At 53.1% G+C, this 23,349-nt stretch carries 25 protein-coding genes, 2 tRNA genes and 3 pseudogenes; 2 read left to right on the top strand and 28 right to left on the bottom strand.

What is annotated here, in order from left to right; translation table 11 throughout:
* The first annotated feature begins 280 nt into the window (after window positions 1-280).
* A pseudogene (locus tag QWV57_RS08350) lies at window positions 281-1,431 on the top strand (Ger(x)C family spore germination protein).
* A 90-nt stretch (window positions 1,432-1,521) separates the two neighbouring features.
* Here QWV57_RS08350 and QWV57_RS08345 read toward each other — a convergent pair.
* The 7 genes and pseudogenes from QWV57_RS08345 to chrA form a co-directional block, all read right to left on the bottom strand.
* Entirely contained in the window at window positions 1,522-2,304 is a 783-nt protein-coding gene (locus QWV57_RS08345; protein ID WP_129447562.1) for an ABC transporter ATP-binding protein, read from the bottom strand.
* Window positions 2,301-2,459 (bottom strand): annotated as a pseudogene (locus tag QWV57_RS18000) (nitric oxide synthase oxygenase); the annotation flags it as partial. The pseudogene QWV57_RS18000 and the gene QWV57_RS08345, both read right to left, overlap by 4 nt.
* A 15-nt stretch (window positions 2,460-2,474) precedes the next feature.
* Window positions 2,475-2,738, bottom strand: a pseudogene (locus tag QWV57_RS17995) (nitric oxide synthase oxygenase); the annotation flags it as partial.
* Between the two features lie 14 nt (window positions 2,739-2,752).
* Window positions 2,753-2,917, bottom strand: coding sequence for a hypothetical protein (locus QWV57_RS08335; protein WP_227456637.1), 165 nt, complete (start codon window positions 2,915-2,917; stop codon window positions 2,753-2,755).
* Between the two features lie 140 nt (window positions 2,918-3,057).
* Complete coding sequence (locus QWV57_RS08330) at window positions 3,058-5,175, bottom strand: YhgE/Pip domain-containing protein (RefSeq protein ID WP_129447560.1); 2,118 nt, start codon at window positions 5,173-5,175, stop codon at window positions 3,058-3,060.
* A gap of 87 nt (window positions 5,176-5,262) precedes the next feature.
* A complete protein-coding gene (locus QWV57_RS08325; RefSeq protein WP_081133222.1) occupies window positions 5,263-5,697 on the bottom strand; it encodes a DMT family transporter in 435 nt (144 codons plus the stop codon).
* Window positions 5,698-5,943: 246 nt separating this feature from the next.
* Window positions 5,944-7,152: a chromate efflux transporter gene (gene chrA, locus QWV57_RS08320; RefSeq protein ID WP_081133223.1), complete on the bottom strand. Its 1,209-nt coding sequence runs from the start codon at window positions 7,150-7,152 to the stop codon at window positions 5,944-5,946.
* 74 nt (window positions 7,153-7,226) lie between these two features.
* On the opposite strand from chrA, the gene QWV57_RS08315 reads away from it, so the two are divergent.
* A complete protein-coding gene (locus QWV57_RS08315; RefSeq protein WP_129447559.1) occupies window positions 7,227-7,730 on the top strand; it encodes a QueT transporter family protein in 504 nt (167 codons plus the stop codon).
* Window positions 7,731-7,842: 112 nt separating this feature from the next.
* On the opposite strand, the gene QWV57_RS08310 is transcribed toward QWV57_RS08315, so the two are convergent.
* From QWV57_RS08310 to QWV57_RS08210, 21 genes are all read right to left on the bottom strand, one after another.
* Window positions 7,843-8,100, bottom strand: coding sequence for a hypothetical protein (locus QWV57_RS08310; protein WP_014195772.1), 258 nt, complete (start codon window positions 8,098-8,100; stop codon window positions 7,843-7,845).
* Window positions 8,097-9,098, bottom strand: a complete 1,002-nt coding sequence (locus QWV57_RS08305; RefSeq protein WP_014195771.1) for a DMT family transporter — start codon at window positions 9,096-9,098, stop codon at window positions 8,097-8,099. The genes QWV57_RS08310 and QWV57_RS08305 overlap by 4 nt, the downstream gene beginning before the upstream one ends.
* An 83-nt stretch (window positions 9,099-9,181) precedes the next feature.
* Window positions 9,182-9,529, bottom strand: coding sequence for a hypothetical protein (locus QWV57_RS08300; protein ID WP_129447558.1), 348 nt, complete (start codon window positions 9,527-9,529; stop codon window positions 9,182-9,184).
* 41 nt (window positions 9,530-9,570) lie between these two features.
* Window positions 9,571-10,770, bottom strand: coding sequence for an ABC transporter substrate-binding protein (locus QWV57_RS08295; RefSeq protein ID WP_014195769.1), 1,200 nt, complete (start codon window positions 10,768-10,770; stop codon window positions 9,571-9,573).
* Between the two features lie 131 nt (window positions 10,771-10,901).
* Window positions 10,902-11,609 (bottom strand): ABC transporter ATP-binding protein, encoded by a 708-nt coding sequence (locus QWV57_RS08290; protein WP_129447557.1) that lies wholly within the window; start codon window positions 11,607-11,609, stop codon window positions 10,902-10,904.
* Complete coding sequence (locus tag QWV57_RS08285) at window positions 11,602-12,366, bottom strand: ABC transporter ATP-binding protein (RefSeq protein ID WP_013145367.1); 765 nt, start codon at window positions 12,364-12,366, stop codon at window positions 11,602-11,604. The genes QWV57_RS08290 and QWV57_RS08285 overlap by 8 nt, the downstream gene beginning before the upstream one ends.
* A complete protein-coding gene (locus QWV57_RS08280; RefSeq protein ID WP_129447556.1) occupies window positions 12,366-13,406 on the bottom strand; it encodes a branched-chain amino acid ABC transporter permease in 1,041 nt (346 codons plus the stop codon). Before QWV57_RS08280 ends, QWV57_RS08285 begins: the two co-directional genes overlap by 1 nt.
* Entirely contained in the window at window positions 13,406-14,269 is an 864-nt protein-coding gene (locus QWV57_RS08275; RefSeq protein ID WP_020279658.1) for a branched-chain amino acid ABC transporter permease, read from the bottom strand. The genes QWV57_RS08280 and QWV57_RS08275 overlap by 1 nt, the downstream gene beginning before the upstream one ends.
* A 59-nt stretch (window positions 14,270-14,328) precedes the next feature.
* The gene (locus QWV57_RS08270; protein ID WP_129447555.1) at window positions 14,329-14,955 is read right to left on the bottom strand and encodes a TetR/AcrR family transcriptional regulator; all 627 of its coding nucleotides are present in this window, start codon (window positions 14,953-14,955) and stop codon (window positions 14,329-14,331) included.
* Window positions 14,956-14,975: 20 nt separating this feature from the next.
* Window positions 14,976-16,145: a thiolase family protein gene (locus tag QWV57_RS08265; protein ID WP_015374785.1), complete on the bottom strand. Its 1,170-nt coding sequence runs from the start codon at window positions 16,143-16,145 to the stop codon at window positions 14,976-14,978.
* A 94-nt stretch (window positions 16,146-16,239) separates the two neighbouring features.
* Window positions 16,240-16,644, bottom strand: a complete 405-nt coding sequence (locus QWV57_RS08260) for a MaoC family dehydratase (protein ID WP_015374784.1) — start codon at window positions 16,642-16,644, stop codon at window positions 16,240-16,242.
* Window positions 16,641-17,090: a MaoC family dehydratase N-terminal domain-containing protein gene (locus QWV57_RS08255; protein WP_129447554.1), complete on the bottom strand. Its 450-nt coding sequence runs from the start codon at window positions 17,088-17,090 to the stop codon at window positions 16,641-16,643. Before QWV57_RS08255 ends, QWV57_RS08260 begins: the two co-directional genes overlap by 4 nt.
* 18 nt (window positions 17,091-17,108) lie before the next feature.
* Complete coding sequence (locus QWV57_RS08250) at window positions 17,109-17,873, bottom strand: beta-ketoacyl-ACP reductase (RefSeq protein WP_129447553.1); 765 nt, start codon at window positions 17,871-17,873, stop codon at window positions 17,109-17,111.
* 36 nt (window positions 17,874-17,909) lie between these two features.
* Window positions 17,910-19,088: an acyl-CoA dehydrogenase family protein gene (locus QWV57_RS08245; protein ID WP_013523725.1), complete on the bottom strand. Its 1,179-nt coding sequence runs from the start codon at window positions 19,086-19,088 to the stop codon at window positions 17,910-17,912.
* A gap of 179 nt (window positions 19,089-19,267) precedes the next feature.
* Entirely contained in the window at window positions 19,268-20,011 is a 744-nt protein-coding gene (locus QWV57_RS08240) for an NAD-dependent protein deacylase (RefSeq protein WP_011231148.1), read from the bottom strand.
* Window positions 20,012-20,200: 189 nt separating this feature from the next.
* Window positions 20,201-20,950 carry an oxygen-insensitive NADPH nitroreductase gene (gene nfsA / locus QWV57_RS08235; RefSeq protein WP_021321363.1) on the bottom strand — a complete coding sequence of 250 codons (750 nt, stop codon included), beginning with the start codon at window positions 20,948-20,950 and terminating at the stop codon, window positions 20,201-20,203.
* 95 nt (window positions 20,951-21,045) lie between these two features.
* Window positions 21,046-21,879, bottom strand: a complete 834-nt coding sequence (locus tag QWV57_RS08230; protein ID WP_129447552.1) for a pirin family protein — start codon at window positions 21,877-21,879, stop codon at window positions 21,046-21,048.
* Window positions 21,880-22,334: 455 nt separating this feature from the next.
* A complete protein-coding gene (locus QWV57_RS08225) occupies window positions 22,335-22,664 on the bottom strand; it encodes a type II toxin-antitoxin system PemK/MazF family toxin (RefSeq protein ID WP_011231143.1) in 330 nt (109 codons plus the stop codon).
* A complete protein-coding gene (locus QWV57_RS08220; RefSeq protein ID WP_011231142.1) occupies window positions 22,664-22,933 on the bottom strand; it encodes an AbrB/MazE/SpoVT family DNA-binding domain-containing protein in 270 nt (89 codons plus the stop codon). The genes QWV57_RS08225 and QWV57_RS08220 overlap by 1 nt, the downstream gene beginning before the upstream one ends.
* Window positions 22,934-23,170: 237 nt before the next feature.
* Window positions 23,171-23,260: transfer RNA gene (locus QWV57_RS08215), tRNA-Ser, on the bottom strand.
* Between the two features lie 9 nt (window positions 23,261-23,269).
* Window positions 23,270-23,342, bottom strand: a tRNA-Ala gene (locus QWV57_RS08210).
* Between the last annotated feature and the right edge of the window lie 7 nt (window positions 23,343-23,349).

Raw genomic sequence — 23,349 nt, 5'->3', positions numbered from 1 at the left:
AGAAGTGGAACGCTCTCCCACCTACGCAAAGGCGGAAAGGTGGGAGATTCTGGGGAACACCTGTCCCACGGCAAGCTGCCCGCCTAGCCATTCCCTCGTCTCATGGTTGGATTGTTTGACTTACAAAGACGGCCAATCCAGCCTTCGTGAGAATCTATTCTAGGAGGGCTTATGGCGATCCTCTTTCTCCCACTTGCGCTCATTCATGGAAGATGGGGGCCTTCTCGGTTCAAAATGATAAAATGGATCAATGTGAAAAATGGGAGGAGGACCGTTTTCTATGTACCTCCGTCTTGTTGCCGTGGGGCTGATGATGTTGTTGCTCAGCGGCTGTTGGAGAAACCGGAATATTGACCAAATCGTCTATATTCACTCAATCGGCATTGACTATGATCATCGCCAATTCGTCTTGTACGTACAGCTCATCAGCTTCACTGGATTGGCAAAAGCAGAGTATGGCGGCGGAAGGCAGACCGAAACCGTGGTCATTGGACGGTCAGCAGGAGAAACACCGGAAATCGCCGCCCATGAACTTTACACGTCCATCCAGCAAATGGTCTCGTGGGGACACGTCAAAAGCATCGTGTTTACGAAACGGGCGCTGAAAAAGGAAGTGGTGCGAGGAGTCATCGATTTATTAACAAGGTATCATGAGATCCGCCACACCATTTGGGTTTACGCGACCGACGCTCCTTTGAGCGATTTGTTTCAAGCGACTCCATTATTGCATGCTTCTTCGTACTTTTCCATGCTGGCGAATCCTGAAGAACTATTCAGGCAAAGCTCCTTTATTCGCCCGCTTCGATTTAACCGTCTGATTGCGATCAGTGATGAACATAGCGCAACGCTTCGAATTCCGTATATGACTCTTGACCCTTCCAGATGGGCAGAGGATGGAAAAAAAAGAAAATGTTGTCCCTCAGCGGTGTCTGTTTTTTGCATGATTACAAACTCCAACAATGCACGGACCGTGAGAAGCTGTTAGGCGTTCGTTGGACAGAACGGGATGTGATCCGAACGCCCATTTACGTGAAAAAAGGGCAGCAAACAGTTGCTTCTCTCGTCGTTCGTCATCCAAAAGCGAAGTGGTCGGTTCTTTCGACCAAAGATGGCCCTGCGTTTCAGTTGACCATCCAAGCTCAAGGAAGCCTGATCGAGCTGCGCCGGCCGCTGTCAAGAGAACAGTTGGCCAAGCTGGCGGCGCAAACGGTGAAACAGGAAATTCAACAAGCCTATGAATGGGGAGTCAATCGAAACATTGACGTGTTGAATGTATCAGACCAATTATACCGCTACAACGTCCATCAATGGAGACAATGGGAACAAAACGGCATCATCCCATTGAAAACGAATACCATTCGAAACATTTCCGTCCATCTTTCCATCGGCTCTTCTGGCAAGGAAAAACTGGATTATCGTGCAGGCGGCTAGATGGTTGTGACATGCTTTTGCGCATTTTTACGGTTGGAAGGGCTCCCGGTATGGTTTTCGCACCTTAGGGAGCCGGTAGTCCATCCGTCTTCAACGTCCAATCGACACCCACGGCCGGCCGTCTTCCCAATGAACGCGGATCGGAAGGCGAAACGCTTCTGAAAGCCGCTCGTCGGTTAACACTTCCTCTTTTTGGCCAGCCGCAAGGATGCGCCCGTCTTGCAAAAGCAAGACATGGGTAATGGAGTCGACGATTTCTTCGATATAATGGGTGACGTATAAGAGATGGCACGGCTGAGTGACGATCTGTCCGATCAATGCTAAAATTTCTTCGCGGGCCAATAAGTCAAGGCCGACCGTCGGCTCGTCCAAAATGAGCAGCTTCGGATTCGCCATCAGCGCCCGGGCGATCAACGTTTTCCGTTTTTCCCCCTGCGACAGCGTCGCGTATCGCTTCCCTTTCACCGCTTGCAGGCGGAACGATTCCATCAATGCCTCCGCTTGATCCCGGTCCTCGCGGGTTACCGCATCATACAGGCCAATCGTCGCAAACTTGCCGCTTACGATCACATCTTCAACCGTCTCGGTTTGCAGCGTGTCGTGAAACTGATCGAGCGCGCTGCTGACAAATCCGATGTGCCGGCGCATCTCCGGCAAACTCGCTTGCCCAAACCGATACCCCAACACCTCGACCTCGCCGCGCGTCGGGTACTGATAGCCGGTGACGATATTGAGAAGCGATGTTTTCCCGGAGCCGTTTAGGCCAAGAATCGCCCATTGCTCGCCTTCTTTCACCTCCCAGTTGATATCACGCAAAATCATGCGCCCTCCTCTTGCCCATGACACATCGCGCATGCGGATGATGACGGTCATTGTTCCTCTCCCCTTTGTCGTTCGTATGGACGGTCCTGATAGAAAAAGTTGGGCAACATGGTCGTGTTGTCATAAGTTCGGTGAAAAATGTGCGTTGTCGCCGGAGAAAGAGGCGGAATCAGCCATGTCCAATCGCCGGTGACATGGCGGCCGGCTACGGTAACCGCCTCTCTCGCATCGATGACATGGAGCGATTGCCAAAACAAGCGGCCGATGCAACGGTTGCTGTGGCGCCAAGCCATCTTCGCCCCATAGCTTAACTCTTCGTACGTATGGCGGTACGTGCCGGTTTGTTCCACTTCCCAACGGATTTCGTTCAACCGCCGCCTCATTTCTTGCTCACTTTTTCCAAGCTCCCGATAGCTTGCCATGATAAACTGTTCTGCTTTTGTCATCAACTGCCCATCATGCTGTCTGACCCTTGTTTGATTCATATCACTCTCGATGTTTACCATATATGCTTCTTTTTCCTCCACTTTCGATCGATTGGACTTTTCGCCGTCATTCCAATTCCAATCAAGAGGCAAATTCCCCCGACCCACCACATTTGCTCGATAAACATCGAAATCGCTAAAAAAATGAGCGCAAAACCAAGCAGTCGACGGATCGACATGATTCTCTCCCCTTTTCCCCGCCATTCGTTCTCTCATCTCGCAAAACGAGAAGCATGCATCCTACGGGGCCATTGAACAGGAAGCAACGCTCTCGTCCTTATTGTAGCAGATGCTTCCAAAAGAAAATAGAGCAAATGTTTCAATGAAACAACCCGCTTAGGGCGGCTTTCTCTTTCAGCACGCGCATCCATGGGCTTAACGGGCCTTTCAACACAAGCCCGGCCAAAAGGGCGGAAACGGCAAACAAGAGAAGCCGCTTGACATCATGCTCAACACGTTCCCATACGATCCCGCCGACCGCCTCGCGCATGATGTCAATGGCGTAGGTGAACGGCAACCAAGGGTTTAATTGCTGAAAGAACGGAGGGATCAGCTCAATCGGATACGTGCCTCCCGCTCCGGCAATTTGCAAGACAAGCAGCACAATCGCCATCGCTTTTCCGACATTGCCGAACAAAGAAACAAGCGAAAAAACCACTGCCATAAAGACAAAGCTGCACAAAAGGCCGAACGTCATGAACCATCCCGGCTCACGGACGAAAATATTCGGCAAGATGAAAGCCGCTCCAGCCGTCACGACCATCGCCTGCAAAGCATTCAGCGTCCAAAAGGTCAACAGCCGTCCGGCATATCGTTCCCGCTCATTCGCTTCCGAAAACGAAGAAGGATCGGTCGACAAGACGGAAACAAGCAACAAACATCCTACCCATATGGCCAGCACCGTGTAAAATGGATTCATGCCTGAACCATAGTTCGGCAGCGGGAAAAGGCGGAACGTTTTGACGTCAACCGGATGGGCCAAAAAGGCGCCTTTCGCCTGTGGATCTTGTTTCAACAAGCGAATCAGTTCGTCGATGTTGGTTTCTCTTTTGATTTTCGATAGGAAGGCGGCCAGCTCGCGGACCTGGCGGGCAAGAAAGGGATATTGCGCCAGCGCGGTCTTTAGCGCTTGTTGCGCGGCCGCTAAATCACGATCTGTGTTTGACAACCATTGCTCTGCCTCATTTAACGCTTGATTCATGTGAAGAAGCGTTTGTTTCGCTTGTCGCACCTGTTCCCCTGTTTGATTCCATTTTGCCCGCAGCATAGGCAGCAGCCGTTGGCGATATGCTTGATCAAGTTGCTGCGCCTGTGCGTCCAATAAGGCCATTTGTTCACGCAGGTGAGTGATCTTCCCTTCGACGCCTGTTGGATGTTGTTTCACTAGCGCCGCTGTTTCTTGAATAGACGCTAGCGTCTGCTCGATACGGCTGATGGTGCGCTGCACAGCTTGAAGCGAAGAGGAATCAATCGTCCCCTCCCATGTTCTCAACGTTCGGCGCAATTGCTGAACCAATGGGCTCGCGTCTGTTGCAGCCTGTTGGATGAGAGTCGCCCAACGCGCTTGCTTTTCCGGTGTATCGAGAGACTCTGGCGTCTGCTCTGCAAAGGAATAGAGCGCATGAACCACCATTTCCACCGGCTTTTCCCATAAGTGCGATGAAGCATTGACTTGCATGAACAACTTCTCAACGCGGCCTGTCCATTCTAAACCGCGCCGCACCGTTGCTCTGGCAGCCGGCAGAAGCTCGCGGCCTGTACGAACTAGTGATCTTGCCTCTCCCACATCGCGATCTAGGGCTTTCAATTGTCGTTGAATCGTTGGCAATTCGTTTTCCAAACGAAACACGAACGCTTCAACGCGGCGAATGGTGGGAAGCTGCTGTTCGAGCGTCACTCCCGCTTGGTGGAACAAGGAAAACAATGCGGTATTGACCACCCTCACAAACTCATCGCTGACTCGCGCTGACAATGTACTTGCTCCGCGCTCCGTGATTTTGGGAGCGATGGCGTTCCGTTTGTCGTTTTCATAATAGTAAATAACCGCCCTTTTCGGACGTTTCTGCACTACAGTGGCTAATTTAGCCGAGAAATCAGCCGGAATGACGATCGTCGCAAAGTAGTCTCCCCTCCGAACGCCTTCCATTCCTTTTTTCCGCGTGACAAATCGCCATCCCAACTGGTGGTTGTTTTTTAAGGTCTTGACGATCTCATCGCCGGCGTGAAACCGGTGACCGGTCAACTCCGCCCCTCGGTCTTCGTTCACGACGCCGACCGGTAAATCCTCTGTATGGGCATAAGGGTCAATCGAAGCCTCTACATTGATCCAAGCGTAAAGCGATGGAAGAACGATCAGACCGAGAGCCAATATGGATGCGGCCCAGTTGGTCGTGAGATGTTTCAAATCGCTCATATAAATGCGCCATGCCTGTTTCACTTTGATCCGCTTCCTTTCAAGTCGATCATGCTGTTGTTAGTATGAGCGGATCACGGAAAACTAAACCAACTTGGCCAGTCCTGTTGTTCATTTGCGGAAAAAAAGCCAAAGCGCCAAAAACAAACAGGCTATAGCAACGAGGCGCGTCATGTCAAACGGAATGCGCTGTCCCCCGAATAACCCGAAGTGATCAATGATCGAGCTCATGACGAGCTGGCCGGCGATCACGGCTGCCAGAGAGTTGGCGACGCCGACTTTCGGAACGATCAGCACCATGACAAACACATAAAAAGCGCCGAGAATGCCGCCCGTCAGCTGCCATTTCGGCACAGAAAACATGGCCAGCAATTCTCCTTTTCCGAAAAACAATTGCACTAAAAATAAGACGATCGTTCCGATTAAAAACGACACGAACGCCCCTTCCAACACACCAATCCGCTTGCCGAGGCCGCCGTTCACTCCTGCCTGTACGGAGACAGCCATCCCGGCCGTTAGAGCGAGCAGCATCCATACCCACTTCATCGGCTCCCCCTCCTTTTGCCTATATACGCCTGCGGATCAGGCGGCGAGCTTTCCTTTCAGCGCACAGCCCTATGCCATGCCGGCGCTCTTTTGTTTCTGCCGCCTCGGTATCGCTTTCACGCAAACGAAAACCATTTGATCAAGCCATCTATTTGCATCTGCCGGCTATTGCAACGGCAAAGCCAAACACGTCGTTGTCCATTTTCGGACGATCATGAAAAGCCGCCATCATGGTGCTTAGGGCGATCAGCTGAGCCAAGCGCGCAGCCATCCGCCGACGAATGAAACAAGGACGACCGCCCATGCTGGCCACTTCCACACAACAAGAAGAAGAAAAGCCCCAAGGGAAAGCGCCAAATCGGCCGGTCCCTTCACCGCTTTCGTCCAAATCGGGTCATACAGCGCTGCAAGCAAAATCCCGACCACAGCGGCGTTAATGCCGGCAAGCGCCGCTTGAAAGCGTGGATGACGGCGAAGCCAGTGCCAAAACGGAAACGCGCCAAGAACGAGCAAAAAGGATGGAAGAAAAATGGCTGTGGTAGCCACTAGCGCTCCCTTCCAGCCCAACGCCGCCATTCCAATATACGCGGCAAACGTAAACAGCGGCCCAGGGACGGCTTGGGCGGCGCTGTAGCCGGCTAAAAACTGATTGGCGGTGACCCACCCTTGCGGCACCACTTCCGCCTCCAAGAGCGGCAACACCACATGACCGCCGCCAAACACGAGCGCCCCAGCGCGGTAAAAGCTGTCAAACAGCGCCAAAAGCGGTGAATGGATCCAAGTGCGAATGAGCGGCAGCGCAACAAGCAACACGGCAAACAATGAAAGCAACGCCAAACCGGTGGAACGACGAATGGAAGGCGGGATGCCTGCCGCAGACGAAGAAGGTGCGACGTTTTTTCGCAATCCAACAGCGCCAATGCCCCCCGCTGCGGCGATGACGGCTACTTGGCTCCACGCGCCCGGCGCAAGAAGCACGGCGGCCGCCGCTATGATGGCGACCGTTGCCTCGAGGCGGCTAGAGGCGAATTTGCGCGCCATCTCCCATACGGCTTGTGCCACGACCGCCACGGCCGCCAACAGCAAGCCGTGCATCCAGCCGGCGTCACCCCAAGAATGGTGTTGCAACCAAACAGCAACCAGGCTGAGGGCGACCGCTGACGGCAGCGTAAAACCAAGCCAAGCTGCCAACGCCCCCCAAACGCCGGCGCGCATAAATCCGATGCCGATGCCGACTTGGCTGCTCGCTGGACCAGGGAGGAATTGGCATAAAGCGACCAAATCGGCATACGTTTTCTCGTCAATCCATTTTTTTCGTTTGACGTACTCTTCGTAAAAATAGCCGAGATGAGCGACCGGACCACCAAATGACGTTAAACCGAGGAGAAGCGCTGTTTTTCCGACTTCCCAAACCGATCGCCGCCGGCTTGTTGCTTGTTGATCCGTCAAGGTCAACGAGATTCACTTCCTTTCGTTCACTCGTTTGTCATGCTACAATCATATTATCATCAATGCGAGGAGAGGACGTTATGAACATTCGGATCATAGCGGCAAATGGCTTGATCGCCGCCGTGTATATCGCGGTGACGGCGCTCATTCAGCCGTTTGGCTTTACGAATATTCAGTTTCGCGTGTCAGAAATATTGAATCACTTGGTCGTGTTCCGCAAAACATACGCCATCGGCATTGTGCTTGGCGTCTTTTTCGCCAACTGGTTTTTCTCGCCGATCGTCGCGTATGACCTCGTATTTGGCGTCGGCCAGTCGGTGTTGGCGCTGCTCATCACGATCGTCTCTATGCGGTATGTCCGAAACGTTTGGGCGCGCATGACCGTCAATACGCTGTCATTTACTGTGACTATGGCCATTATCGCCTTCGAATTGAAACTGGCGCTCGGCTTTCCGTTTTGGCTCACATGGCTGACGACGGCCATCAGCGAGTTGGTCGTCATGGCCCTCGGTGCGCCGATCATGTATGCGGTTGGCCGCCGCTTGGCGCCGAAGATGTTCGATTCCGCCCATCGAAGCCGTTAGCAGCCCTCTTTCGCCTTAGGCAAGGGGTTCGCTTCATTCTAAAGGCGCATTTCCCGTACGCCCACACGGGAAGTTCTTGATCAATCGTACGGGCTTTCAACATCTATTTTGACTACGGCATCGAACAAACCGCCCATTCAATGATCAGCGACATCACAGCAAGCAAGATGACTCCCGCCGTCGTCATCTTCAGCGCCCTCCGCCATCTTGGCGATAGGTACCGCCCCGTCCGAAGAACAACAAGGCCGACTGCGATTCCGCCCACCCACATGCAAAGACCCACCGGGGTGACAAGCTGACGCCAATCGCTGATCCAATAGTAGATGACGAACGTCTGGCAGGCAAGCAGGATGCACACGATGATTCTCATCGTTCCCCCCCTATGCGTTTGAGGCGCCGATCTGTGGAAATGGGCAGCGATGAGTGTTTCACTGTTCTTGTCGATTCGAAGCTATGCCAGCAAATCCCGATGATGATGACGGCCAAGCCAACGAATGCCCATCCGTTCGGAAGCGGAGCGGACAAGAACAGCACTTCGCCGATAACAGCAAAAATCACTTCCCCGGATTGCGTCGCTTCCACAGCGGCGAGTTTCCGTTCGTTCCCTTTTGCCCGATCGGTCGCGATAAAAAACAACGTCGTTGCGATGACCCCGGAACTAATGGCCACGATGAACGACTGCATCATTTGCCCCGCGGACGGCGCACCTGCTGTCAGCCAGCCAATCAACGCGACAATCAGCCAAAACGGCAGGCTGGCCATCGTCATTCCCCATACGCGTTGAAACGCATCAAGGCGCCCGGCGCAATGTTCGATCATTTTCCGGTTGCCAAGCGGGTACGCAAACGCGGCCATCAGCACGGGAAAGATCCCCAACCCGATTTCTTTCCAAGTGAGGTGGCTTGCTTGCTGGAACTGGATAAGCACGACGCCGGACAAAATCAACATGGAAATCAAGAGCGCCCGCTTTTCAATCGGACGGCGCACCAATACCGTTCCGTTTTTCGTTTCTCTTCGTTCTGTAAAGAGCGGGCTAAGCAGAACGCCGGCCACAATCGTGCACTGCCATGTCCCGGCCACCAGCCATCCGGGTCCGTAGGCGGCCGCGTAGGTGAGCGGCGCGTAAAACAAGCCGAACCCGACCGTCCCCCAGGTGATCCATGTCCACGGATGGCATTTCATGTCATGCCAAACCGGACCGAGGTTGCGGCGTGCCAAAAGAATGGCAAACAACAGCGGAACCATAAAGAAAAAACGAAGCGACGAACTCCACGCCCAGCTTCCACCCGCCAGCTCCATTGAGCGGTTCAATATGAATGTAACAGCAAAGAAGAATGAGGCGGCAAGGCCGAGGGCCATTTCCCTCATAATTCCCATCCCCTTTCCAATGTCACAGAACAGTTCTATTGTATCTTATTATTCGAAATTTTTCTATTTGTTTTATTGATTATTTAGAACATAGTTTTATTTAATAGAATAACGGTTATTTTGCTCATTTTTCTCAGCAGCAAGCCATAAAAAAGGCGCCCACGCAAGAAAGTGGGCGCGCGTTGATTATAGTTTGTTGGCAAACACCAGCGGGACGCCGTCATTTTAGCTCCAAATCGCCGGGAAGTATTTGAGCGGCACCGGACGCTCACCGACATACGGCGCAACTCCGATCGTAAATCCCGGCCGTTTGAAGCGCAGGACAAACCAGTCTTTATCGCTGCCGCCGCTCGGATTTTTTTTTGCGGTTTGGCCAGCGCATACCGTGTCATTTTCGAAACAAGGAGCGCCAGCTGATAGTCGCACTTCATCCGTGCGGCGTCCTGACGGAAATGCCAGTAAATAGATCGACTTATTTCTTTAGCTCGATCGGCACAACTTTGCCATTTTCCACTGCTGCAACGATAATTTTTGATTCAAAGCCGCCGTCCTCACCAACCTTCGGAACGACATACACTTGCTTGTCTTTCGGGATGTTTTTCAACCCTTCATTCATATGTTCGCGAATGGCGGCCGGATCATCAACCGTTCCGGCTGCCTTCATCGCTTCGACAAAGGCGTAAAGAGCCAAGTAGTTATAGGCAGACTCCGAGCTCGCTTCGGCATTGTACTTCGCCCGATAGTTTTCCACAAACTGCGGGGCTCCCGGCTCTTTGGACTCGACGAGCGGCATGACGCCGATCGCGCCCTCAAGCATCTCGTAAGAGCCGACGACCCGCTTCATTTCATCCAACTTCGCCTGGTCCATGACAATAAAGCCGCCTTTAAAGCCGAGTTCGCGCGCCTGTTTCGCCACTTTCGCCGTCGGCTCCGACGGTCCGCCGATAAACAAGACATCCGGCTTTTCTTTTAACGCGTTCGTGATGATCGTGAAGAAATCGGTGTCTTTAGTGAAATCAATCGATGTGTTATAGACAACTTCTCCGCCTTGCTTTTCCCAATATGGCAACAGTTTTTCCGTCCAGTCTTTCCCGTATTGCGTCGCCGTCGGCAAGGCAGCCAGCTTTTTGCCAAACCGCTTCATCACATAATCGGTAAATGTCGGAATGTAGCCATCATAACGCGGCGGGATGCGGATTGTCAGCTTGTTTCCCGCCTGCGTGATTTTCGGCTCACTCGTATAGGCCGCGATAAGGAAATTGTCCGTTTGGTTGAACACTTGCAACGCCATGACCCCACCGCTGTGCGGAGTGAAAATGATCGGCGTATGATGTTCTTGGACAAGCCGTTTCGCATTGGCGGCTGTTTCATTTGGCAAATATTTATCATCTAACGACACAACATTGATTTGATAGGTCTTTCCATTGACTTCAAACCCGCCGTTTTTATTGATTTCGTCCGCCGCCATCTTCACGCCGTTTAACGTCCGTTCCCCGTAGTAGGCGGCCGGACCGCTTAGCGGTCCGCTGTAACCGATATTGACGACGTTGTCGCCTCCACCTCCATTACCGCTTTTGGCATTATTGTTTGTTGTCGGGCTGTTGCATGCCGCAAGCATCAACGCCATGACGGCCGTCATCATGGCCGCGATCGGCCATTTTCTTTTTTTCATTCCGCTCCCCCCTATTTTTATTCTAAAATATATTTGGATGAATAAGTGCCGCGACCGTGGTTCACCTCCTTTCAATGCAGGCGCATCGCTTGCTTTCGCCCGCGAAATACGCCATTCGCGGCAATCGCTTGTCATGTTCCAATGTACGCCTTGCGGACATCGTCGTTGGCGAGCAGCTCCTCCGCTGTTCCTGAAGCAACGATCGTTCCATTTTCAAACACATAGCCGTGATGAGCGATGGACAACGCCGCATGGGCGTTTTGTTCGGCGAGCAAAATCGTCGTCCCTTCCTGATTGATTTGCTTAATCGTCGCAAACATCTGCTCGACAATGAGCGGAGCGAGTCCAACCGACGGTTCATCAAGCAAGAGCACCGCAGGACGTGACATTAAGGCGCGTCCGATGGCGAGCATTTGCTGCTGGCCGCCGCTTAACGACCCGGCTGGCGCGTTTTGCTTGTCGCGCAAAATCGGAAACAGTTCGTATACATGTTCAATCGAGCGGCGGATGCCTTCTTTGTCCTTCCGATGGACGTAAGCGCCCATCAGCAAGTTTTCGTATACACTCATGCGCGGAAACAGTTTGCGCCCTTCCGCGCATTGCACGACGCCGCGCTCGACGATGCGGTCAGGAGGCAGCGAATCAATGCGCTCGCCATCGAGGCGGATTTCCCCCCGCATTGGTTTGTGCAGTCCACTGATCGTGCGAAACAATGTGCTTTTCCCGGCCCCGTTGGCGCCAAGCAAAACGGCGATCTCCCCTCGCTTGACGGAAAACGTCACATCGCGAATGGCCGTAAAACTCCCGTAGCGGACGGATACGTTCGCAACTTCAAGCAATGGCGCTCCCTCCTAAATACGCTTGAATGACCGCCTCGTTGTTTCGCACTTCCTCGGGCGTTCCTTCCGCGATTTTTTCTCCGTAGTTTAACACCATAATGCGGTCGGCAATTTTCATGATCATCGACATTTTGTGCTCAATCAGGCAAACAGTCAGGCCGCCTTCTACCATTTTGACGATCAACTCCTCAAGCCCTTCCGTTTCATCCGGGTTGATGCCGGCTGCCGGTTCATCAAGCAGCACGAGCTCCGGATCGGTCGCCAAGGCAAGCGCGAACGCCACCCGCTTTTTCTGCTCCTGCGACAAGTTGGCCACCATCCGATCTGCCACATGGGTTAGACCGACAAAGTCGAGCACTTCCATCGCTTTTTCTTTGCATGCCTGTTCCTCGCGGCGGTGCCGTTTCGTGCGCAAAATGGCATCAAATAAGTTGGATGACGTGCGGAGACGATGGCCGATGATGACGTTGTCGATCACCGTCGCCTGTTCAAACAAGTGAGTCGTTTGAAACGTGCGGGCGATGCCGAGCTTCGCCCGTTCGTTTGCCGGCAGGCGGGTAATATCGCGCCCTTTGAACGTAATCGTCCCTGACGTCGGCCGGTACAAGCCGCTGATTAAATTGAAAAACGTCGATTTGCCGGCTCCGTTTGGACCGATGATGGCGTTGATCTTCCCTTGCTCGACGGAAAAGGTGACATCGTTGACCGCCAGAAGCCCGCCAAACCGCTTCGTCAACCGTTCAACGTGCAAAAGCATCATGATCCCTCCTCTGCGTGCCGCTCGCCTCGTCCTTGGCTCGAGACGGCCAGTTCCGCAGCAACTCGGTTCGCTTCTGGATCGAGACGGCGCGCTTCTTCACGCTTTGCTTTCAAACGGATGACCCCCCCGGCAATGCCGTGTGGGTAAAAGATGATGAGCAACGTCAGCACCGGACCGAAAATCAACATCCGGTAATCTTGCAAAAACTGCAATTGTTGGGACAGAAACGTAACGAGCAACGTCCCGACGACCGGGCCGGCGAGCGTGCCAATCCCACCGACAAGCAAATACGTTAAAAAGTCGAACATGACGCTGACGTACGCAATGTCCGGGCCAAGAAAGCGGATGAACGATGCGTACAGCGCTCCGGCAAGCGATGTAAAAAAGACCGAGAGAACAAACGAGGCGAGTTTGTTTTTCATCGTCGAGATGCCAAGCGTCAACGCGAGCTCCTCACTGTTGCGAATGGCGATGTACGTCCGTCCGGTCAACGAATAGACAAGGCGGTACATGGTGAAGATGACTGCAACCAAGAAGCATAACACCAAATAATATTGGGCGACGGGCGTTTGAAACGAGAGCGGACCGATGTCAGCCGGCGCCGGGATGCCGATAAACCCGCGCACTCCGCCGGTTAAACTGTCCCATTTGTCAATGATCAAATAGATAATATAGCCCACACAAAGCGTATAAATGGCGAAAAAGTGCTCTTTCGTCCGCAGCGCAACAAGCCCGATGACGGCCCCAAGCAACGTGGTGAACAAACAAGCAAGCACGAAAGCCAGCCAAAACGGCACGCCCGCTTTCACCGTCAAAATGCCAAGCGCATACGCGCCAATCGCAAAAAACCCGGCGTGGGCAAGCGACAAATAACCAGTATAGCCAGCAAATAAATTCAGACCGTAAACAGCGATCATCCAAATGAAGGAGATCGTCATCATGTGCAAGTAATAGCTGTTGGTGACAAGCAACGGAAAGGCAAGCGCCAGCGCCGCAAGAACGGCGATCCATAAGCGCCGGTTGGCGAATACAGCCATCAATGTCCCTCCTTGGCAAACAGTCCGTTCGGTTTGACCGTTAAAATGATGACGAGGATGGCAAAAGCGATAATGTCTTTGTAGTCGTTCGACACATACGTCGCTCCCAAGCTTTCGCTGAATCCCAAAATATAGCCGCCGACAATGGCGCCTGGAATGCTTCCCATGCCGCCGAGAATGATGATGACAAACGCTTTCAAGATGACAAGATGGCCCATGCCGGGAAACACGAGGTTGATCGGCGAAGCGAGCGACGCGGCGAGCGCTGCCAAACTGCCGGAAAGGAAAAACGTCAGCATGGCGACTTTATTCGTGTTAATGCCGACCAAATTCGCCCCTTCGCGGTTTTGCGCCATCGCGATGATGGAAGCCCCGATGAACGTCTTTTTCAAGAAGAGGTAAAGCAAGATCATGATGATGACAGCGGATGCGATGATGAGGATGCGTTGAACCGTCAAGGTCAAGCCGAAAATGCTGACAACGTCGCCGTATGGGGTCGGCATCGTCTGGTAGTCCGCCCCCCAGACGAACTGGGCGAATGCCTCCAAAAACAACAAAATGCCAATCGCCGCAATTTTGTCATGGAGCGGCGGTGCGTCGCGAAGCGGATAAAACACAAGCCGTTCCATCAATACACCGAGCATCCCGACCGCGGCCATCGACACGACAACGGCCAACCCGTACGGCAGCCCGGCTTTCGTCATCGCAGTGAGCGTGACATAACCACCCATCATATATAACGCGCCGTGGGCAAAGTTTGGAATGTGCAAAATGCCGTAAACAAGCGTCAAACCTAACGCGACAAGACTGTAAACGCTTCCAACTGTCAGCCCGTTTAACAGCTGCTGGATGAATAGCTCCATCCCGATCCCCCTTTTTGTGTGCCGTTTAGCCAGACCATCAAAGCGGCGCGGCCGATCTTTCATTCGGTCTGACCGCCCGAATTGCCTGGCTCCGCCTCATTTCGACCGCTTTCTCCAGCTCTTGGCGCCTTTATGCCGTGCAAAATGAAATCAACGAAAATGTCCGTCAGTTCTTCTTCAGAGATGCCTTCGTCAGGCCGGAACCAATAATAGCTCCAGTTGGTGATGCCAAGCAGGCCAAACGTAATCATTTCTGCATGAAGCGATGGCTTGAATTCCCCGCGAGCGATCCCTTCTCGAACCAGCTGTTCATACCGCTTGCGAAACAACCGCCGCTTGGCGCGGATTTCCGCCAAATGGTCATCAGCCAAATGCCGCATTTCGCGGAAGAAAATGCGGGCGCTTTTCTTCCGTGTGCGGATATTGCAGATGACCATATGGACGATGGCCCGCAATTTCTCCGTGCAGCTTTTCTCGGGCTCTTGGACAATGCAGGCTTGCTGCCGAAGCAAATCGTCCAGATAGGAAACACAAATATCACATAGCAACTCCTCTTTGCTTTTGTAATAGTAGTAAAAGGCCCCCTTCGTTGCCCCAACCGCTTCGACGATTTCCTGCACCGACGTTTCTTTGAACCCTTTCCGTTCGAACAACTCAATGGCGGCTTCTCTTAGCTTGTCTTTCATTCCCTATAGTCTCCGTTGCCTCATTCTCGTTCAATAATCGTCGCAATGCCTTGGCCGCCGCCGATGCACGCGGTAATGAGCGCGTATTTCCCTCCACGGCGCTTCAGTTCATACACCGCTTTTGTGATCAAAATCGCTCCCGTCGCGCCAAGCGGATGGCCGTGGGCAATGGCGCCGCCGTTGACATTCACTTTTTCCGGGTCCATCTCGAGCTCGCGGTCGCAGGCGATCACCTGGGCGGCGAAAGCTTCATTGATTTCGATGATGTCCATATCATCGAGCGTAAGCCCGACTTTTTCGAGCACTTTTCTTGTCGCCGGCACCGGGCCGATGCCCATGATGTTCGGGTCGACCCCGGCAACCGCATGGGCGCGGATGACGGCAAGCGGCTTTACGCCAAGCTCCTCTGCTTTTTCCCGCGACATGATGACGAGCGCAGAAGCGGCATCGTTCAGCCCTGAGCTGTTTCCGGCCGTCACCGTTCCCCCTTCCAAAAACGCCGGCGGCAGCTTCGACAGCGCTTCCATCGTCGTATTCGGGCGCGGATGTTCATCCGTATCGAAGACGAACGGCTCGCCTTTTTTCACCGGGACGGTGATCGGCACGATTTGTTCGTCAAACCGCCCTTCCTGCATGGCGCGCGCCATGCGCTGCTGGCTGCGCAAGGCGAATGCGTCTTGTTCTTCACGGCTGATGCCATACTTTTTCGCCAAGTTTTCCGCCGTAATCCCCATCGGCGGATCGCCGATTTCTTTCGGCGATAGCTGCGATTTGCGGAAGCTTGGCGGTGTTGAGCTGTACGGTTTTTCCGGGCGGTCCATCAAATACGGCGCGCGGCTCATGCTTTCCACGCCGCCGGCGATATACACGTCTCCGTCGCCGGCCCAAATGGCTTGCGCCGCTAAATTGACGGCGTTAATGCCCGAACCGCATTGGCGGTCAACGGTCAAACCTGTCAACTCTAGAGATAAGCCGGTTTGCAGCGCCGTCAGTCGGGCGATGTTGCCGCCGCCGCTTAGGACGTTGCCCATAATGACATCATCGACATGCTCCGGGCCGATATTCGCCCGCCGCATCGCTTCTTTGATCACTTCCGCGCCGTAAATATGCGCCGGCATCGTCGCCAAAGCGCCTCCTTGGCGGGCGATGGCTGTTCGTACGGCCGACACAATGACGGCATCCCGTTTCATCGTCATTCCCCCTTGTTCGTTGTGAACACATCCCCGCAAACGGGCTGGCCCCTCGCCCCGCTTACGGCTTCAGCTTTGGGGCCGCCCGTCTTTTTCACTCGTAAAGCGCAAAGACCGCTTCACCTTTGACGACTTCTTTGCCATGCTGATTGACGGCCGCGACGTCAAACCGAATCGTCTTGTCGCCTTTTTCCTTCACCGTTGCCTTTAAGGTGATGATATCATTTAAAAACACCATCGATTGAAAGCGGACAAAATAGTCCTGTACGAACCCTTCTTCGTAATACGGCGTAAACAGCTTGGCCAAGTTCCCCATCGTCCACATGCCGTGGGCGATAATGCCTGGAAGCCCTGCCTTTTTCGCCTCGTCGTCGATCGTATGAATCGGGTTGTAGTCGCCTGATGCGCCGGCGTATTTGATTAAATCGAGCCGGGACACCGGTGCGAGCGTTACTTCAGGAAGCGACTCTCCGACTTGCCATTTGCGGATGCTCGTCATACGCTCATCGCCTTTCTAACCGCCTCGTTGATAATGATCGTCGAGGTGGAAGTGAAAATGAGATTTCCGTCAGCGTCCTCGCCGTTGTTGGCGATTACTAAAAAACCGAGCAGGCCCATGCTGCTTTGCTTTTCGAAGTAATCTTTCACTTCCGCATAGCAGTACAGCTCTTCGCCGACAAACAGCGGGCGCTCATAATGGAAGTGCTGTTCGCCATGGATGAGCCCTTTGGCTGGCAGCTTCAGCCCTTCAATGACGCCGTAGTCAAACACGCGCGGAAACGTCGGCGGCGCAATGTTGCGCCCGTAGCGCGACCGTTTCCCCGTCTCTTCGTCCCAATAAATCGGGTTTGGATCGCCGATCGCCTCCGCAAACTTTTTCACCGCTCCGCGCTCAACGACATTTTTCACTTTCGCTGACCGTTTCCCGATGTCATGTTGGTACATGCCCCGTCCTCCTCGTTTTCAGCATTTCGGACCGCCGGCGACATACAGCACTTGGCCGTTGACAAACGACGACCGCTCATCGGCGAAAAAGGCGACCGCATGAGCGATGTCTTCCGGACGGCCGCTGCGCCCGACCGGGATGTTGGCGACGCTCGCTTGGATGAGCTGCTCAAACGAAATGCCAAGCCGCTCGGCCGTCGCTTTCGTCATATCGGTTTCAATAAACCCAGGGGCGACGGCATTCGTCGTGATGCCGAATTTGCCAAGCTCAATCGCCAGCGTTTTCGTAAATCCTTGGATGCCGGCTTTCGCCGCCGAATAGTTCGCCTGGCCGCGGTTGCCGAGCGCGGATGTCGACGAAATGTTGATGATGCGCCCGTACCCTTTTTCGACCATATATTTTTGCGCGGCGCGGGCGCAGTAAAACGCGCCTTTTAAATGGACGTCCATCACCGTTTGCCAGTCGTCATCGGTCATTTTAAACAGCAAATTGTCGCGGATGACGCCGGCGTTGTTGACGAGAATATCGAGCGAACCGAACCGATCGACCACTTCTTTGATCGTCGCTTCTACTTGTTCGCGGTCGGTGACGCTCGCCACCTTGGCGTAAACGTCATACCCTTTTTCCCGCAGCTCCGCAGCCGTCGCTTCAAGGGCTTCTGCGTTTAAATCAATGAACGCCACTTTCGCTCCTTCTTCCGCGAAGCGGGTGACAATCGCCTTGCCAATGCCGCGGCTTCCTCCGGTCACAAACGCCACTCTTCCTGCAAACCGTTGGCTCATCGTGTTCTCCTCCCTTTCGATAACGCTTTCATTTTTTTAGATGAACTGTCCAAGCTTGACGTGCCCTTTGATCAAATTGCGGGCGATAATGAGGCGCTGAATTTCATCCGTGCCGTCGTAAATGCGCCACAATCTCGCTTCACGATACCAGCGCTCGATCGGCATTTCTTTCGTGTAGCCCATGCCGCCGTGGATTTGCATGACGCGGTCGACGACGCGGTTGCCCATGTTCGCGCCAAACAGCTTCGCCATCGAGGCTAAATGGCGGTTGTCCTCCCCTTGGTCAAGCGTAAAGGCCGCGTTTAACACAAGCCATTTCGCCGCTTCGATTTCTACCGCCGAATCGGCAATCATCCATTGGATCGCCTGCCGCTCGGCGATCGGTTTGCCGAATGTGACACGCTCCTTCGCATAGTCAATGGCCATTTGCAAAAGCCGCTCGGCCGCTCCGACCGCACGAGCGCCTACGACCCAGCGGGCGTAGCCGATCCACTCAAGCCCAAGCTTATAGCCGTGATGCAGCTCGCCTAAAATGTTTTCTTCCGGCACGCGCACGTTTTCGAAAATTAAGCTGGCTGGAGTGGAAGGTCCCATCGTATGTATCGGTTCCGAACGCCAGCCCATCTCGCGGTCGACGATAAAACACGTCACCCCTTCACGCCCGTTCGAGGCTTGGTGACGCTCTTTGTCGGTGATGGCGATCACCATGACAAAATCAGCGTCGTTGCCGCCGGTAATGAATGTCTTCTCCCCGTTTAACACCCACTCGTCGCCGTCTTTCACCGCCGTCATTTTAATGTTGCGCGTATCTGATCCTGCTCCCGGCTCGGTCATGGCAAAGCACGATTTTTTCTCGCCGTTGATCGTCGGGATCAAATATTTTTTCTTTTGCTCTTCATTCGCGTAATACAAAATGTTGTCCGCCGATCCGCCAAACTGGAACGGAACAAGCGTTTTCGACACTTCCATCAACACAATCGCCTGCATGACATGGCCCAAATTCGCGCCGCCGTATTCCTCCGGCGTGTTGATCCCCCAAAACCCCGCTTCCTTCGCTTTGAGCTGCAGCTCTTTTAATTTTTCGGGCGGGAGCCCAGGCTTCCCTTCGCGCTCATTGCGCAATACTTCATTTTCGAGCGGCATCAATTCTTTTTCGACAAACTTGCGGATCGCTTTTTGCACCATGCGCTGCTCGTCCGTTAAGCGCAAATACATGATGGTCCCCTCCCTTTTCCGTTACGCCTTTATGCTCGACTCCACTCATCAAAATACCAACCGGTTGGTATGTTATCTTTATTATATTCGAATGTTCTGAAAAGTACAATACCTTTTTTGATTTTCGTCCAACGGGAAAACGCCATATGCGTTCTCCCGTTGGCATGGAATCTATCGATCTATTCCGCCTGTATTTGCTTGCGCACGCTAGCGACCGTTTTCCCGATTCCGCCATAAATGACAAGGTCAAACATCCCGTCCATTCTTGTCGCTGTTTTGTTGATCAATACTTTCCTTGTTGCCGGCGATTCGGCGGCGACATAAAACGGGATTTGATTCACGGGCGCCACTTCCAAACTTGTTCCCATCGCCAGAAGCAAGTCGCTGGCGGCCGCCGCAGCAAACGCTTCTTCCATGCGCGGCACGAGCCCGCCAAACAAAACGACATCCGGTTTGACAATCGTCTGGCACTTTTCACAGCGCGGCACCTCGTGACGGTTGATAAACGACAGATCATACTTGTTGCCGCATGACGGGCATGTCGCCGTCTGCAGCGTGCCGTGCAGCTCAATGACATTCGTGCTTCCTGCTTTCGTATGCAGCCCGTCAATATTTTGCGTCAAAATCGTCACCGTCTTGCCCATCTCCTCAAGCCAGCGGAGAAACCGATGCCCGTCATTCGGGGCAAAGCCGCCCATCATTTTTAATGAAAACATCCGCTTGAATCGACGCCAAAAATCAACCGGATCTTTTTTGTAATAATACTCTGACAAATAATATTCGACATTGTCCTCTTGGGCGTAAAGGCCGTTTTCGCTGCGAAAATCAGGAATGCCGGATTCCGTGCTCATCCCCGCCCCGGTCAGGACGGCGATCGTATTCGCCTCTTTGATCCATTGCGCCAGTTGCCGGATTTGGTCCATCCTCGTTCTCTCCTTTCCTACGAACCTCTTGGTTTTGCCAGTCTCGCCTTCGGTTCTTTTCGAGGCCATAACGTATAGCTGAAACTCCAGACAAAATCAATCACCAAAACCAATGTCCAACGGGCTGGCATAGTTTTCTCACAAATGGAATCGCCTGCAAGAAAAACCCCTCTTCCGAACGAAGAGAGGCTACCGTAAATTGAACCCTTTCCCTTCCACAAACTCCTTCATGTACATCCGGACTTGGCGGCTGAGCGTATCGGCCATCTGCCCGGTCCATGTGTCGCGGCGGCGGCCGTTTGTCCGCTGCTCATAATACGCCGAAACCGTTTCGTTGTAGCGTTGCAATTGTTCGAGGAATCGGGCGCGGTCTTGGTTGTATTCGTCCTCATGATAAACGTGTTCAAACGGCAGCCGCGGCTTTGGATCCGGCGTTTGCGCAGGATAGCCGACGGCAAGCCCGAACAGCGGAATGACCCGTTTCGGTATGTTAAGCAGTTGGCATACTTCCGGCAGGTTGTTGCGCAGCCCGCCAATGTAGCAGATGCCAAGCCCCATCGACTCCGCGGCAATGGCGGCGTTTTGCGCCGCAAGCGCCGTGTCAATCAGCGCAACCATAAACTTTTCCGTACTCTCAAGCGATGGAAGCACGTCTTTTCCTTCTAGCTCGCCAATGAGCTCATGGCGGTGAAAATCAGCGCAAAAGACAAAGAAATGGCCGTTATGCTCGACATAGGATTGATTTCCCGCCAGCTCGGCGAGCTTCCGTTTTTTCTCCGGATCTTTCACCCCGATGATCGAGTACGCTTGAACATAGCTTGAAGTCGATGCCGCCTGGGCGCATTCGACGATCGTGCGGATTTGTTCATCCGTGAGCGGCCTGTCTTCAAACCGGCGGATCGAACGGTGCTGGAGAATCGTTTCGATGACTTGGTTCATGACTATGTCCTCCTTGAACAGCCCAACGGCTTCTTTTTGTGAACATGATAACAAAAAAGAAAGAGCCATACAACGAATCGGCTCTTTCCCTTCCATTATCGCCCAAACCGCCCTTCCTGGTAATCGCGAATCGCCTCGCGGATTTGTTCCGGCGTGTTCATGACGAACGGCCCGTAGGCGACGACCGGTTCGTTCACCGGCTCGCCGGCATAAAGAAGAAGGCGGAGTTTTTCGCGGGCGGTCACGTTTAGCTCCGTTTCCTCGCTGCGGTTGTGGCGGCTGAAAAACAGCGCTTGCCCGGCTTTTCCTTCGATGTTGTCGGCACCGAACACGCCACTCCCCTCAAGAATGTACAAAAACCCATTGTAATGCCCCGGCAAATCTTGCACGACCGTTGTTCCCGGTTCGACAATCATTTCCACCATCGTGACGGGAACGATGTTTTTCGTCGGCGCTTTGACGCCTTTCGATGACCCGGAAAAGACCCGGATCGTCGCTCCCTCTTCCTTGCGCACGGGCATGTCTTTGGAGCGCAAGTTTTGGTAGCGCGGCTCGGTCATTTTGTACGCGCTCGGCAAGTTGACCCATAGCTGAAGGCTGTGCACGGTTGAACCGGACGCCGGGTCTTCCTTATGGACGACGCCGCGGCCGGCCGTCATCCATTGCACATCTCCAGGCCCGAGCGTGCTGTGGCCGGCTTTGCTGTCGAAATGTTCAAGCTCGCCGCTGATCACATACGTGACCGTCTCAATGCCGCGGTGCGGATGGACGTCAAACGTTCCTCGCTCAAAAATGTCTTCCATCAGCAACAAAAACGGATCATACTCTTGCCAGTTCCCGGGCTCAAGCACCGAACCGCTCTGATGAATCGGGCTGTTGGTCGTCATTTGCACGGTTTTCACGCGACGAATGCGGCGTTGAATCGCCATAACCTCTCCTCCCTTATGTTGCGCAATCCCGGCCGTTGCCGGAAGGAGTGCAGCTCAATCGGCAAACCGCTCCCCCCTTCATCGTACCGGATTCAACGAAAAACAGGCAAGCCATCCGCCTGAAAAATGGCGGCCATACCGCTCGCAAAAAACAAAAAACCTGCCGGCACTCGGCAGGTGGACGTTGGAAGAGGGATTCCAATCCCACCATAAAACGATTGATATTTCAAGGATGAATGGACATGCTCGTTCATCACGTGCAAAATTTGTGCAAAATAATCTCCAGTGTGTCAATCCATGCAAAAAAGCGGGACGATCCGCCTTCTTTTCGTTGCTCAATTCTGCCTTTTTCACAAAATATCCGAAGGAAGTCTCCCGCCTCAAGGAGCGTGAAGGGCAAAAATGTACGCAAAAAGTATGCTAAAAGTGAACAAAAGGCCAACATAAATGGCCTTTCACGAAAGAAAAGTATGAATCAGATCCAAGCAATCCGAAACAACTTCATTGGGCGCCCGTCCTACTATTTGAAGCTGTCGGGCGCGCCAATCTAAACTTTTGACCTGATCGGTTAAAATCACGCCTTCAACGGCCAAGCCTGATGGCAATTCCACTTCAAATGGATATCCTTTTTGTTGCCGAGTGATCGGGCAAAGCACCGCAAACCCTGTCAATTGATTGAACCGCTTTGGTGATAGAACGATGCCGGGCCTTTTTCCTGCCTGCTCATGCCCTGCTTGTGGATTGAAATTGACGTAAACAAGATCCCCACGATCCGGCGCTTGCATCAGAACAATTCATTCCCTTCTGTTCCAAAATCAATTTCAGCATGGCGATTTTCCGGCGTGATTTTAGCCAAAAGTTCCTCCAATGTCGGCTTCTTCTTTTTCGGGATCAACTTGATCGCTTGGTTCTCAACGATCATCTCCACTTCTGATCCTTGATGAAGCGCTAAACGTTCAGCAATCACGCTTGGGATACGAACCGCAAGGCTGTTTCCCCATTTTTGAACGGTTATTGTCATGATTGACACTCCTTTCTGTTTGTTTAATTCCATTATACCTCTCTCCTTTCATTTCGTATATACATAGTATATACATAAATTCAAAAAAAGATGCCATCGAGACGGTGTTTTCGATTCGAAACGAACGATTACGATTGATGATAAGACGCTGAACATGTTAAAGGATTTGAAGAAAAGTCAAAAGGATTCCCAAAAAATGAAAAACGACTGCCAACGCAGTCGTATCAAGGGTTTCATGATTTACAATTTGACAGGATCGGATATTAGAAATGGAGGAAGAGGGATTCGAACCCCCGCGGGCTGTGACACCCCTAGCGGTTTTCGAAACCGCCCCCTTCAGCCAGACTTGGGTATTCCTCCGTATGAAAATGGAGCCTATCGGATTCGAACCGATGACCTCCTGCGTGCGGGGCAGGCGCTCTCCCAGCTGAGCTAAGGCCCCAAATTAA

The sequence above is a fragment of the Geobacillus zalihae genome, assembly GCF_030414215.1.
Taxonomy (GTDB): Bacteria; Bacillota; Bacilli; order Bacillales; family Anoxybacillaceae; genus Geobacillus; species Geobacillus zalihae.
The sequence above is the reverse complement of the archived record's forward strand: the minus strand, read 5'-3'. Positions and strand labels throughout refer to the sequence as shown.

What these genes read in the sequence shown, in the direction of transcription:
- QWV57_RS08265 (WP_015374785.1), bottom strand. Translation starts at nt 16,145, where the DNA reads ATGAAACGGGATGCCGTCATTGTGTCGGCCGTACGAACAGCCATCGCC.
- QWV57_RS08245 (WP_013523725.1), bottom strand. Translation starts at nt 19,088, where the DNA reads ATGTATTTGCGCTTAACGGACGAGCAGCGCATGGTGCAAAAAGCGATC.
- QWV57_RS08315 (WP_129447559.1), top strand. Translation starts at nt 7,227, where the DNA reads ATGAACATTCGGATCATAGCGGCAAATGGCTTGATCGCCGCCGTGTAT.
- QWV57_RS08335 (WP_227456637.1), bottom strand. Translation starts at nt 2,917, where the DNA reads ATGTCGATCCGTCGACTGCTTGGTTTTGCGCTCATTTTTTTAGCGATT.
- QWV57_RS08255 (WP_129447554.1), bottom strand. Translation starts at nt 17,090, where the DNA reads ATGTACCAACATGACATCGGGAAACGGTCAGCGAAAGTGAAAAATGTC.
- nfsA (WP_021321363.1), bottom strand. Translation starts at nt 20,950, where the DNA reads ATGAACCAAGTCATCGAAACGATTCTCCAGCACCGTTCGATCCGCCGG.
- QWV57_RS08345 (WP_129447562.1), bottom strand. Translation starts at nt 2,304, where the DNA reads ATGACCGTCATCATCCGCATGCGCGATGTGTCATGGGCAAGAGGAGGG.
- QWV57_RS08300 (WP_129447558.1), bottom strand. Translation starts at nt 9,529, where the DNA reads ATGAAGTGCGACTATCAGCTGGCGCTCCTTGTTTCGAAAATGACACGG.
- QWV57_RS08240 (WP_011231148.1), bottom strand. Translation starts at nt 20,011, where the DNA reads ATGGACCAAATCCGGCAACTGGCGCAATGGATCAAAGAGGCGAATACG.
- QWV57_RS08225 (WP_011231143.1), bottom strand. Translation starts at nt 22,664, where the DNA reads ATGCAAGCGCCGGATCGTGGGGATCTTGTTTACGTCAATTTCAATCCA.
- QWV57_RS08220 (WP_011231142.1), bottom strand. Translation starts at nt 22,933, where the DNA reads ATGGAATTAAACAAACAGAAAGGAGTGTCAATCATGACAATAACCGTT.
- QWV57_RS08230 (WP_129447552.1), bottom strand. Translation starts at nt 21,879, where the DNA reads ATGGCGATTCAACGCCGCATTCGTCGCGTGAAAACCGTGCAAATGACG.
- QWV57_RS08295 (WP_014195769.1), bottom strand. Translation starts at nt 10,770, where the DNA reads ATGAAAAAAAGAAAATGGCCGATCGCGGCCATGATGACGGCCGTCATG.
- QWV57_RS08250 (WP_129447553.1), bottom strand. Translation starts at nt 17,873, where the DNA reads ATGAGCCAACGGTTTGCAGGAAGAGTGGCGTTTGTGACCGGAGGAAGC.
- QWV57_RS08305 (WP_014195771.1), bottom strand. Translation starts at nt 9,098, where the DNA reads ATGAGGGAAATGGCCCTCGGCCTTGCCGCCTCATTCTTCTTTGCTGTT.
- QWV57_RS08325 (WP_081133222.1), bottom strand. Translation starts at nt 5,697, where the DNA reads ATGAAGTGGGTATGGATGCTGCTCGCTCTAACGGCCGGGATGGCTGTC.
- QWV57_RS08280 (WP_129447556.1), bottom strand. Translation starts at nt 13,406, where the DNA reads ATGGCTGTATTCGCCAACCGGCGCTTATGGATCGCCGTTCTTGCGGCG.
- QWV57_RS08275 (WP_020279658.1), bottom strand. Translation starts at nt 14,269, where the DNA reads ATGGAGCTATTCATCCAGCAGCTGTTAAACGGGCTGACAGTTGGAAGC.
- QWV57_RS08260 (WP_015374784.1), bottom strand. Translation starts at nt 16,644, where the DNA reads ATGACGAGCATCCGCAAATGGCAAGTCGGAGAGTCGCTTCCTGAAGTA.
- QWV57_RS08310 (WP_014195772.1), bottom strand. Translation starts at nt 8,100, where the DNA reads ATGAGAATCATCGTGTGCATCCTGCTTGCCTGCCAGACGTTCGTCATC.
- QWV57_RS08270 (WP_129447555.1), bottom strand. Translation starts at nt 14,955, where the DNA reads ATGAAAGACAAGCTAAGAGAAGCCGCCATTGAGTTGTTCGAACGGAAA.
- QWV57_RS08285 (WP_013145367.1), bottom strand. Translation starts at nt 12,366, where the DNA reads ATGCTTTTGCACGTTGAACGGTTGACGAAGCGGTTTGGCGGGCTTCTG.